The sequence below is a fragment of the Roseateles sp. 22389 genome (assembly GCF_052044995.1).
In the GTDB taxonomy this organism is placed as follows: Bacteria; Pseudomonadota; Gammaproteobacteria; order Burkholderiales; family Burkholderiaceae_C; genus Roseateles.
This window is the reverse complement of the sequence record NZ_JBQEOF010000002.1, coordinates 28,945-41,640: the sequence shown is the minus strand read 5'-3', so window position 1 is coordinate 41,640 and position 12,696 is coordinate 28,945. Positions and strand designations below refer to the sequence as shown.

Genomic DNA, 12,696 nt, shown 5'->3' with positions numbered 1-12,696 from the left:
ATCGATGGCCCCTGGCGGCCTCGTCCCCTCGTGCAGCGCCGTGCACCCCTTTCTTCGATTTCCCTGTCTCAGCACGGGCGGCTTGCCGCTGCCCGGAGAACCACGATGACGTTTGACCGCGTGTTGGATTCCCTTGCCCGCAGCCGGGCCCTTCTTTGTCGGACCGCCACCGCCGTCGGCCTGGCCCTGGGCCTGGCCGGCGCCGCGCAGGCGCAACTGGTGGTGACGGGCATGCCGGACACGCCGGACCCGGTCGCGGCGGGCGGTGTCGTCACCTACAACGTCGGCATCGGCGACGCCCTGGGCGTGGCGCGCTCCGGCGTGACGGTCAACTTCGACGTGCCCGCCACCGGCCGCTACGCCGGCACCGGCGCGCTGCCGGCGGGCGTGAGCTGCGGCGGCATGGCGGTCGGACAGGCCGGACCCGGCACGGTGAGCTGCACCGGCGTCAGCGTGCCCACGCAGGACGTGGTGCACCTGCCGATGCGGGTCCGCTCGATCACGGCCGGCACGATGACGGTCACGGCCAGCGTCGTCGGTGGCAGCTCGCAGAGCGAGACCACCACGGTGAACGCGGGCGCCGACCTGGCGCTGTCGATCAACGCGCCGGCGACGGCGGCGGCCGGCAGCACGCAGGTCGTGCAGCTGACGGTGACGAACGCGGGGCCGGACGCCTCGCCCGCGTCGGTGCTGAGCTACAGCGTGCCGCCGGGCTTCGCGCTGAGCGGCACGCCGGGCGGCTGCTCGCTGTCGGGCGCCACGCTGAGCTGCAACCTCGGCGCCATCGCCAGCGGTGGCAGCGCCGGCGTCACGGTGAGCGGCGTGATCGGCGCGGGCGGCGGGTCCACGCTGACGCACTCGGCGGATGTCGCGAGCGGCGGCGGGGTCGCGGACGGCGACACCACCAACAACGTCGCCAGCGCCACGACCGCGGTCACCGCCGGCAGCAGCCTGTCGGTGACGAAGAGCAAGTCCGTCGCCGACCCGGTCCAGACCGGCCAGGCCTTCAACTTCCAGTTCAACGTGCGCTACAGCGGGGACTTCCCCTCGGGCGCGCAACTGACCGACAACCTGCCCGCCAACTTCTGCGCCGTCGCGCCGGCCAGCTTCAGCAGCGGCGGCTGGACCTGCACCGCGTCCAGCACCTGCCCGTCCGCGGGCGGCACGCTGAGCTGCACGCGCAGCGGCAGCGGCAGCGCCGGCAGCAACGTCTCGCTGGGCACCATCAGCGCGCCGGTCCAGGCGCTGACCAGCGGCGTGGGCATCGTCAACACCGCCACGGCCAGCGCCACGGGCGTCAGCCCGGTCAACGGCGCGGTGAACACGACGGTGATCGATCCCTCCGCCGACCTGCGCGCCAACAAGGCCAAGAGCTGGCCGCAGGCCGCGGTGCCGGTGAACCAGGCGTTCAACTACACGATCTCGGCGACCAACCTCGGCCCCAGCGCGATCCCCGCCAGCGGCACCCTCACGCTCACCGACACGGTGCCCGCCAACCTGCGGGTCAACAGCATCTCGGCGCCGTCGGGCTTCAGCTGCGTGTCCTCGGGCGGCGGCACCTTCCCGCAGGCCGGTCCGGTGACCATCACCTGCACCAGCACCAACGTGGCGCTGGGGGTCAACGCCACCACCGCCAGCGTCACCATCAATGCGCAGGCCACGGCCGCGGGCGGCACGCTGACCAACCAGGTGTGCGTGAACGCCGCCAACGCGCCGGCCGACAACGTGCCCGCCAACGACTGCACCGGCGTGGGCGTGAACCCGCAGGCCAACGCCGCGCAGGCCGACGTGTCGGTGCTCAAGCGCGTGCTGGGCCCGGGCGATGCGGCGGGCAACCGTCAGGAGGCGGGCTCGCCGATCGTCTGGGAAATCGAGGTGGTCAACGCCGGCCCGCAGGCCGCGACCAACGTCGCCGTCACCGACACCCTCAACAACGTCTTCAACGCCAACGCGGGCCAGTACTCGCTGAACACGGTGGCCGGCAGTGCCACGCTGGGCAGCTGCAGCCTCGCGCCGTCCGGATCGGCGGTGTCGCTGAGCAACTGCACGATCACCAGCCTGCCGGTCTGCACCGCGGGCGTCGACTGCCCGAGGTTCCAGGTGACGGTGCGCCACTTCGGCGACGGCACGTCCTCGGACCAGCAGTTCACGGTCAACAACACAGCCTTCGCGCTGGCCCAGAACGAGGCCGATCCCGACCTCCTCAACAACAACGCCAACAACAACACGCCGGCCACGGCCTACTTCATCGCCCGCACCGATGTGGCGGTGACCAAGACCGACAACCCGGACCCGGTGTCCGCCGGCCAACTGCTCACCTACACGATCACGGCCAGCAATCCGGCCGCGACCAGCGCGAGCCGCGCCTTCAACGTGAGCATCGACGACACGCTGCCGGCGGGCCTGGTGTTCCTGTCGGCGACCGCCAACGGCGGCGGCAGTTGCACCACCGCGCCGGTCGCCGGCAGCACCACCGGTCCGGGCAATGACACGCTGATCTGCGGCTGGAGCTCGATCGCCCGCGGTGCGCAGCAGACCGTCGTCGTGCGGGTGCGCGCCAGCGCCGCGCTGGCCACGGCGCTGGGCGGCAGCGGCAGCATCTCCAACACGGTGACGATCGCCACCACCACGCCCGAGATCGCCGGCGGCGCCGCCAACAACACCGCGACGCAGGCCACCGCCGTCATCTCGCCGGCCTACGACCTGATCGTCAACAAGGCCGACGACGTGGACCCGGTCAACGTCGGCGACAACGTCACCTACACCCTCACGGTCACCAACAACGGCGCCTCGACGGCCGAGAACGTCGTCCTCACCGACACCCTGCCGTCGACGGCGGGCGCACCGACCTTCGTGGGCCTGGTGACGCCGCTGCCCGCGGGCGTGAGCTGCAACACCGCCGGCGTCACCGTCGGCGTGGCCGGCGGCAGCATCAGCTGCACCATCGCCAGCCTGGGCGGCACCGGCGGCGGCGCGACCGGGGAGGGCAGCTCCGTCCAGGTGCGCGTGCGGCTGCAGGGCGCCGAGAAGGGCACCTACACCAACGCGGCCTCGGTGCGCTTCGCCAACGCGGCGCAGGACGCCTTCGATCCGCAGGCCAACAACAGCGCGTCGGAGCCGACCACCTTCCGCTACAAGGCCGACGTGCAGGCCGTGGACAAGGCGGCCGTCATCAGCGGCACCACCACGCCGCTGACCACCATCGCGCAGGGCCAGGCCTTCGACTGGCTGGTCCATGTGCGCAACAACGGCCCGCAGGCGGCCGAGATCACGCAGGTCGCCGACACGCTGCCCGCGGGGCTGCAGCTCGCCGGCACGCCGGTGCTCACCGTCACCGCCGGCAGCTTCACCCCCGCGGCGCCGACCTGCACCGGCAGCGCCGGCGGCACCAGCACGAGCTGCGCGATCGCGAGCATGCCCTCCGGCGGCGCGGCGACGCTGCGCATCCCGGTGCTGGTGGTCGGCACGCCGGCCAACGGCACGGTGCTGAGCAACACCGCCACCATCGTGACGACGGGCTCGGGCGATACCGACGGCGGCGCCGTGCCCAACGCCGGCAACAACTTCGCCACCGGCACGATCACCGTGCAGACTGCGACCCTGTCGGGCCGCGTCTATGACGACCTGAATGGCAACGGCCAGGCCGATGCGGGCGAGCCCGGCATCGCCGGTGTCACGCTGACGCTCGGCGGCACCGATGGCACCGGCACGCCGGTCAGCCGCACGGTCACGACCGATGCGACGGGCGCCTGGAGCTTCTCCGTCCCGTCCGGCACCTACACCGTCACCGAGACGCAGCCCGCGTCCCACCTGCCGGGCATCACGCGCGCCGGCGGCGCCAGTGGCGCGGGCAGCAGCGCCGGCAGCGTGCCGGCCAGCGGCGCCGGTGTCACCAGCGGCCCCAGCGGCTCCAACGCCAACGTGATCCAGAACGTCGTGCTCGGCGCGGGCGGCAGCTCCACCGGCAACCTGTTCGGCGAAGTGCGCGCCGCCTCGGTGGCGGGCCGCGTCTATCAGGACCGCGACTACAACGGCGCCTTCGGCGCGAGCGAACCCGGCATCGCCGGCGTGACGCTGCAGCTCAGCGGCACCGACCTGTTCGGCAATGCCGTGAACGCGAGCACCACCACCGCGGCCGATGGCAGCTACAGCTTCGCCACGCTGAGGCCCGGCAGCTACACGGTGACCGAGCCCACGCAGCCCGACGGCTTCGCCGACGGCAGCGAGACCGCGGGCACGGCCGGCGGCAGCACCGCCGTCAACGATCTCATCTCCGGCATCACGCTGGGCAGCGGCACCGCCGCCACTGGCTATCACTTCGGCGAGCGTCTGCCGCGCGTGACGGTCCGCGTCTTCGAGGACGCCGACAACGACGGCCTGCCCGCCGCGGGCGATGCCGGTATCACCGGCGTGACGCTGCACCTGACGGGCACGTCCAGCACCGGCGCGGCGGTCGACATCGTCGCCACGCCGATCGCCGGCCAGCCGGGACGCTATGAGTTCCTCAACGTGCCGCCGTCGGCGGCGGGTGGCTACACGGTCACCGAGACGCAGCCCGCGACCTACGCGCCGGGCCAGGCCAATCCGAACGGTCATGCCGGCACGGCGCAGCCGGGCGGCAACGTGATCCAGGGCGTGGTCATCCCGCTGACCGGCACGCCGGCGAGCGTGGGCGACTACCTGTTCGGCGAGCTCACCAGCAGCCAGCTGCGCGGCCGCAGCTTCTACGACCGCGACGGTGATGGCAGCCAGGGCGCCACGTCGAGCGAACCCGGTCTCCCCGGCGTGACCATCGCGCTGACCGGCACCGATGCCAACGGCAACGCCGTGTCGATCACCACCGTCACCGATGCCCATGGCGACTACGTCTTCGACAAGGTCGCGCCCGGCACCTACACGGTGACCGAGACGCGTCCGGCCGGCTACCTGCCGGGCCTGACCCGCGCGGGCACGGTCACCGGCGCCGGTTCGGCGCCGGGCAGCGTGCCCGCCAGCGGCACGGGCGTCGACGCGGGCCCGTCGGGTTCCAACGCGCCGCTGATCCAGCAGATCCGCCTGGGCGCGCCGGGATCGAGCTCGAGCGGCAACAACTTCGCCTCGGTGCGCGCGGCCTCGCTGTCGGGCCACGTCTATGCCGACATCGCACCCGCCAACGGCCAGCGCGACGCGGGCGAGCCGCCCATGCCCGGCGTGACGGTGACGCTGAGCGGCACCGACTTCCTCGGACGCAGCGTGACCAGGACGCTGACGACGGCGGCCGATGGCGGCTTCTCCGCCAGCGGTCTGCTGCCGGGGCGCTATCAGCTCGACGAGACGCAGCCCGCGGGCACCGGCGATGGCCCCGAGCATCTGGGCCTGGTGGGTGGCGCCGCGCGCGGCACCGCCAACCCGGGCGGCGTGAACGACCGGTTCGGCGACATCGCGCTGGCCTCGGAAGAGGTCGGCACGGACTACGACTTCGGAGAGCGCGGCGGCCAGATCTCCGGCCACGTGTACGTCGACAGCAATGGCAACGGCCGCCGTGACGCGGGCGAGCTGCCGATCACGGGCGTGACGCTGACCCTCAGCGGTACCAGCGCCGGTGGGCTGCCCGTGACCATCACCGCGGTCACCGGCGCCGATGGGCAGTACCTCTTCGACGGCGTGCTGCCGTCCGACGCGACGGGCTACGTGATCACCGAAACGCAGCCGGCGACCTACGCCGATGGCGCCGAGACCGTGGGCCGCCTCAACGGCACGGCGGCGGGCGCGCTCGCGGGCAACGATCGCATCGGCGGCCTGGTCTACACCGGCGGCTCGGGCGATGGCTACGACTTCGGCGAGCAGGGCGCCTCGATCGCGGGCACCGTGTTCAACGACGTCAACGGGAACGGCAAGCGTGAGCCGGGCGACCTGCCGCTGGCCGGCGTGACGCTGACGCTGACCGGCACCGATGCCTCGGGCCAGCCGGTCACGCGCAGCACCGTCACGGCGCGCGATGGCGGCTACCGCTTCGTCGACCTGCCGCTGGACAACGGCGCGGGCTACACGATCGTGCAATCGCCGGTGCCGGGTTCCACCCATGCCGGCGAGACCCCGGGCTCGCTGGGCGGCAGCGTGCCGGCCCCGGGCCGTCTCAACGTCAAGCTGCCCGCCGTGGCGGCGAACGGCACCGGCTACGACTTCTTCGAGAAGTCGACCTCGCCGGCGGCGGTGAGCGGCCGCGCCTGGCGCGACACCGACCACGACCGCCTGGCCGGCAACGGCGAACCCGCCGTCGCGGGCTGGACGGTGGAGTTGGTGGCCTGCCTCGACGGTGGCACCACCTGCGCCAACACCGGCGCGCAGGTGCTCGACACCCGCGTCACCGCGGCCGATGGCAGCTACCGCTTCGACAACGTCGTGCCGGGCTCGTACCAGCTGCGCTTCCGCGATCCGCAAGGGCGCCTGGTGGGCGGCGTCTGGCCGACCGACCCGACGCTGAACGGCCCCGGCGGCGCGTTCCCGACCGTCGCCGGCATGGCGCCGCGCGGCTGGATCCCGCTGGCCATCGGCGCGGGCGCGACGGTGGTCCAGCAAGACCTGCCGCTCGACCCGGGCGGCGTGGTGTACGACAGCCTGAGCGCCGAGCCGGTCCCCGGCGCGGTGGTCGCGCTGAATGGTCCGTCGGGCTTCGATCCGGCCCTCCACCTGCTCGGCGGCAACGCGTCGGTCACCACCGGTCCCGACGGCTCGTACCAGTTCTTCCTGCTGCCGGGCGCCCCGATGGGCAGCTACACCGTCACGGTCGCACCGCCGGCGGGTTACCTGCCGTCGGCGACCTACCCGGCTGCCGCGGGTCCGCTCGACGCCGTCAACTGCAGCGCGCCCAGCACCGCGGGCGCCCGCGACGCCGCCGGCCGCGGCGTCCGCCTGAGCGGCAGCGATGCCTGCGTCGTCAGCGCCGCGGCCGCTCCGGTGGCCGGCCCCGCGACGCCGTACTTCCTGAACTGGCAATCGGGCGGCGCGGCGCACCAGGTGGTCAACAACCACCTGCCGCTGGACCGCGAGGGGAACGGCACGGCCATCGAGCTGCGCAAGTCGACCTCCAAGCTGACGGTGAAGAAGGGCGAGCCCGTGCCTTACGTGATCACCGCGCGCAACGCGAGCAGCGGCCCGATCGGCAATGTCGCGCTGCTGGACACGCTGCCCCCGGGCTTCAAGTACCTGGACGGCTCGCTGACGGTGCAGACGCTGCCCAATGGCCCGGTCGTGGCCGTGAAGCCCACGATCGTGGGCCGGCAACTGACGCTGGCCGACCAGTCCTTCCTCACCGGCGAGACCAAGCGCGTGTCGATGGTGCTGGCGGTGGGCATCGGCGTCGGCGAAGGCCAGTACGTCAACAGCGTGGTCGCCACGCAGGGCCCCGGCGGCCGCGCGCTGTCCAACACGGCCACCGCGTCGGTGCGGGTCGTGCCGGATGCGCTGTTCGACTGCACCGACGTCATCGGCAAGGTCTACGACGACCGCAATGCCAACGGCGTGCAGGACGAGGGCGAGCCCGGCATCCCCAACGTGCGCATCGCCACCGTCAACGGCCTGCTGGTGAGCACCGATGCCGAGGGTCGGTATCACATCGCCTGCGCGGCGGTGCCCAAGGAGGGCACGGGCAGCAACCTGGTGCTCAAGGTCGATGAACGCACGCTGCCCTCGGGCTACCGCGTGACGACCGAGAACCCGGCGTCCGAGCGCGCGACGCGCGGCAAGGCGATCAAGGTGAACTTCGGCGCCACCGTGCACCGTGTCGTGCGCCTGGACCTGAAGGCGGCCGCCTTCGCCGACGGGCAGCTCGCGCTGCTGCCGGCGCACGAGGCGCGTCTGGACCAGGCCGTGGCCGCGCTGACCGAGCGGCCCTCGATCCTGCGCCTGGCCTACCAGCCGGCGGCGGACGAGCCGCGCGCGCTCGGCGACGAGCGCATCGCGGCGCTCAAGGCCGGACTGCTGGCGCGCTGGAAGGCGCTCGGCCAGTCCCAGGGCCGCAGCCTGTTCAACCTGGACATCGAGGTCGAGCGCGTGCCGGTCTCGCTGAACCGCTGACCGGGAGCGCGCATGAACCGCTCCCCGTCTTCTTCCTCTTTCCGTGCCATTCGCATGACCCGATCCACCTTCCCCCGCGCGGCGCTGGCCAGCGCCGCGGCCGCCGCCTGCCTGGCCATCGGGCTGCCGGCCACCGCCCAGGAGGCAGCCTCCGGCGCCGCCTCCGGTGCGGCCCGCGATGCGGCGCAGGACGCGACCCGCGAGGGCGGCGCCTGCCGCGCCGACGCACGCGGACGCTTCAGCGATCGCTGCGCGGCCGACGTGCGCGCCGTCGAGATCGATGGCCGCGATCATCTGCCGGCTTCGAGCGAGCGCGAACTGCCCAAGCTCACCGTGATCCTCGGCGACCCGCGCGCGCTGCAGCAGCGGCGCGAAGAGACGACGCGCACCGTGCCCGGCACCGAGCAGCCGCGCGAGGAGTCGCACACGCCGCACTTCGACTCGGGCGAGGACCTGCTCAAACCCGAGGACAAGGCGCGGCTGGACGCGATCGTCGCGCAGGTGCGCGGCCGTGAGGGCCTGCATTTCGAGATCGTCGGCCACACCGACGTGCAGCGCATCAAGCCGGAGCTGCGTCCGCGCTTTCCCGACAACCATGCGCTCGGCCTGGCGCGCGCGCAGCAGGTGGGCCGCTATCTGACGCAGCAGCTGGGACTGCCGGCAAACGCCTACGTGGCGGATTCGCGCGGCCCCGACGAGCCGCTGGCCTCGCCGCGGGAGGACCGGGCGAACTGGTCCGCCAACCGGCGCGTCGAGGTGCGCGTCTACTGGAAGGACACGGTGCCCGCGAAGGTGGAGACCGTGTCCAGCGTGACGCTGGTCGACCCGAGCGCCTGCGGCATGCTGACGCCGTATGCGCCCGACGACGCGGCGCTGCGCCTGACGATCGACGGCCAGCCGGTGGTGGGCGCGGACAGCTCCAGCGCCGATCGCCAGCGCTGCATCGACGTGCGGCTCGAGCGCGACCGGCTGCGCCTGCAGTACGACAACCTCGTGCAGCTGCGCCGCCTGAACGGGACCGCCTGGCCCGCCACCGCGGTGCCTGGCGACACGGTGCGCTTCAACGGCTACAGCAACTACCGGTTGTTCCTGACGCGCGGCGAGCTGCGCGTGTTCAGCGCCGATGGCGACATGCGGCCGCAGCTGCTGGCCACCGTGCCGCTGGACAGCGAGCTGCGCGCGGCCTGGACCGTGCCCGCCGAGTGGGCGCAAGGACCCATGGCGCGCCGCAAGCTGTACTGGCGCGTGCGGGTCTATGACCGCGATGGCCGCTTCGACGAGACCGACGACATCCCGCTGGCGCTGGCCGATCGGCATGCGCCAGGCTTCGAGCAGGAGCCGACCGAGGCGCAGCGCCTGCTGGCGGGTTATGGCGAGAGCCGGCTGTCCATCGCCAACATCCCGATCACCGGCGGCACGGTGACGGCCAGCGGCGAAGGCATCGCGGCCGGCGAGCAGGTGAGGGCGCTCGGACTGGCGGTGCCGGTCGACGCGCAGGGCCGCTTCGTGATGCAGCAGCTGGTGCCGCGCCGCGTGCAGACCGGCGAGATCGTCGTGCGCGGCGCCGAGGGCCAGGAGCGGATCTATCGCCGCGACTTCGAGCTGCCGCCGCGGGACTTCTTCTTCGTCGGTCAGGCGGATCTCACCATCGGCCATGACCGCACGACCGGCCCCGCCGCGCTGATGACGCAGGAGCGCAACCGCTACAACAACGACACCTGGACCGAAGGGCGCCTGGCCTTCTACGGCAAGGGCATGCTCGATGAGCGCTGGACCTTGACGGCGAGCGTCGACACCGAGGAACGCCCGTTGGGTGAGCTCCTGCGCAACCTCGACCGCAAGGATCCAACCTCGCTGTTCCGCCGCATGGACCCGGTGGACAGCTGGGGCACCTTCGGCGACGACTCGACCAGCGTCGAGGACGCGCCCACGCAGGGACGCATGTACCTGCGCGTGGACGATGGCCGCTCGCATGCGATGTGGGGCAACTTCAAGATCAACCTGGGCGCCGACAACACGCTGGCGCAGATCAATCGCGGGTTGTATGGCTTGAAGGGGCACCTCGTCGGCGAAGAGGCGACCAGCTTCGGCGACGCCCGCTTCACCGCCGACCTGTACGCGGCCGAACCGGGCACGCTGGCCGCGCGCGAGGAGTTCCGCGGCACGGGCGGCTCGCTGTACTACCTGCGTCATCAGGACGTGAGCCGCGGCGCCGAGAAGGTGTGGCTGGAAATCCGCGACCGCGATTCCGGCTTCGTGCTGCAGCGCCGCGCGCTGATCCCGGGCAGCGACTACGACGTCGACTACCTGCAGGGACGGGTGCTGCTGACCTCGCCACTGCCCAGCCTGGCCGACAACGGCCAGCTGGTGCGGGCGGGCGGTCTCAGCGGCCAGCCGGCCTTCCTGGTCGTGGACTACGAGTACACGCCGCTGTCGGGCGATCTGGACACGCTGGCGGTGGGCGGACGGACGGCCTGGTGGGTGACGGACGCGGTGCGCGTCGGCGTCACCGCCGCGAAGCAGCAGCAGACCGGCGGCGATCAGCGCCTGGGCGGCGTGGATTTGCTGCTGCGCAAGAGCGAGAACACCACGCTGAAGATCGAGGCCGCGCGCAGCGATGGCCCCGGCATCGGCACGACCAGCTCGCTCGATGGCGGCTTCGGGTTCTCTCAGAACACGCTGGCCACCGACACCCGCGGCGCGAATGCGTGGCGCGTCGAAGGGCAGGCGGATCTGACCGATCTCGGCGTGGCCAAGAGCGGGCATGTCGGCGCCTATGCGCAGCTGCGCGAGGCGGGCTTCTCGACGCCTGGACAGGTCGCGTCCAACGAGACGAGGCAGGCCGGCGTCAGCCTCACCGCGCCGGTGGCCGAGCAGGTCGAGCTGCGACTCAAGGGCGATCACAAGGACGAGCTCAACGGCTACAACACCGACGCCGGCGAGGCGCAGGTGGCCTGGCGCGTCGATGAGCGCTGGACGGTCAGCGGCGGACTGCGGGCCGACCGCAAGTCCACCGATGCGGTGAACACCTCGCCGCTGCTGCCCAGCTCGGGCGTGGTCAGCGGCGAGCGCACCGACGCGGCCGTGCAGCTCGACTACGAGAGCGGGGAGGGCTGGGGCGTGTATGGCTTCGGCCAGAAGACGGTGGACCGCACCGGCACGCGGCAGGACAACGACCGGCTCGGCGCGGGCGTGCGCTATCGCGTCAACGACAAGCTGTCGCTGCGCGGCGAGGCCTCGGGCGGCAATGGCGGCTCGGCGGGCAAGGCGGGCGTCGACTACCAGTACAACGACCGCTCCAACGTCTACGTCACCTACGCGCTGGACACCGGCCGCACCGACGAGACCTTGAACGCGCGCGGCGGCACGCTGGTCGGCGGCATCAAGTCGCGCCTGGCCGATGGCCTGAGCGCCTACACCGAGCACAAGCAGACGACCGGCGTGCTGAGCGGCCTGACGCATGCCTACGGCGTGCAGTACGCGCCGGATGATCGCTGGACGCTGGCGGTGAGCGCGGAAAACGGGCGGCTGGAGGCGGAAAACGCCGGGGAGACCGATCGGGAGGCGCTCGGCTTCTCGGTGGGCTTCAGCGACGCGAGCCTGAAGTACGCCGGCGGCGTCGAGTACCGGCGCGATCGCACGGGGCTGGACACGCGGCGCAGCTGGCTGCTGAAGAACTCGGTCAGCGTGCAGGACGGCCCGAACGCGCGCTGGCTGGGCAAGCTGAACTGGGCGGACAGCGACAGCGCGGCGAGCGCGCTGGCCGCGGCCAAGTACACCGAGGCGGTGCTGGGCTACGCCTTCCGGCCGGTGAGCAACGACAAGCTGAACGTGCTGCTGAAGTACACCTACCTGTACGACCTGTCGTCGCCGGGGCAGGTGGTGGCGACGGACGTGACGCAGACGGCGGTCAGCACGACCGGCATCGACTACCAGCAGCGCAGCCAGGTGGCGGCGGTGGATGCGACCTACGACGTCAGCGCGCGCTGGACCATCGGCGGCAAGCTGGCGTGGCGCGTCGGCGAGCTGCGGCCCAGCCGCGACGACAGCGCGCCGTGGTTCAAGAGCAGCGCGCAGCTGGCGATCGCGCGGGTGGACTGGAAGGTGGTGCGTCGCTACGACTGGCTGCTGGAGCTGCGCATGCTGCGGGCCGGCGAGCTGAGCGAGCGCAAGACCGGTCTGCTGACGGCGGGCTACTACCACGTCAACGAGAACTTCAAGGTGGGGCTGGGCTACAACTTCACCGACTTCTCGGACGACCTGACGGACCTGAGCTACCGCAGCCGCGGGGTCTTCCTCAACATGCTGGGGAAGTTCTAGCCGTCCAGCGGCGGCAGGCCATGGNAGGCCTCGTCGCCCAGGCCCAGCGGCGCGCGCATGCCGAATTCCCGGCACGGCGACGGGCGCCACTCGTAGATGCCGCAGCCGGCGCGCTCGCCGACCTGGCCCTGCAGCGCCGCGCAGCGCGGGCGCGCGTGGTCGGTGCCGCGCATCCGGCAGCTCGAGTCGGTGACCTCCACCGCCAGGCCGTCCGGCACGCTGCCGCCCTCGCTCTGCAGCTCATGGCGCGAGAAGTCGACGCGGAAGCTCGCGCAGCAGGCGCCGCAGCGGGTGCAGGGATTGTCGGAAAAGTCGGACATG

General features: G+C 72.3%; 3 protein-coding genes. 2 read left to right on the top strand and 1 reads right to left on the bottom strand.

Annotated features, from left to right (window positions below):
- Positions 1 to 105 precede the first annotated feature (105 nt).
- A complete protein-coding gene (locus ACTJKJ_RS03250; protein WP_440819580.1) occupies positions 106 to 8,055 on the top strand; it encodes an SdrD B-like domain-containing protein in 7,950 nt (2,649 codons plus the stop codon).
- Between the two features lie 54 nt (positions 8,056 to 8,109).
- Entirely contained in the window at positions 8,110 to 12,375 is a 4,266-nt protein-coding gene (locus tag ACTJKJ_RS03245) for an OmpA family protein (RefSeq protein WP_440819579.1), read from the top strand.
- On the opposite strand, the gene ACTJKJ_RS03240 is transcribed toward ACTJKJ_RS03245, so the two are convergent.
- The gene (locus ACTJKJ_RS03240; RefSeq protein WP_440819578.1) at positions 12,372 to 12,695 is read right to left on the bottom strand and encodes a YkgJ family cysteine cluster protein; all 324 of its coding nucleotides are present in this window, start codon (positions 12,693 to 12,695) and stop codon (positions 12,372 to 12,374) included. The two genes, ACTJKJ_RS03245 and ACTJKJ_RS03240, sit on opposite strands and share 4 nt — an antisense overlap.
- Position 12,696 lies beyond the last annotated feature (1 nt).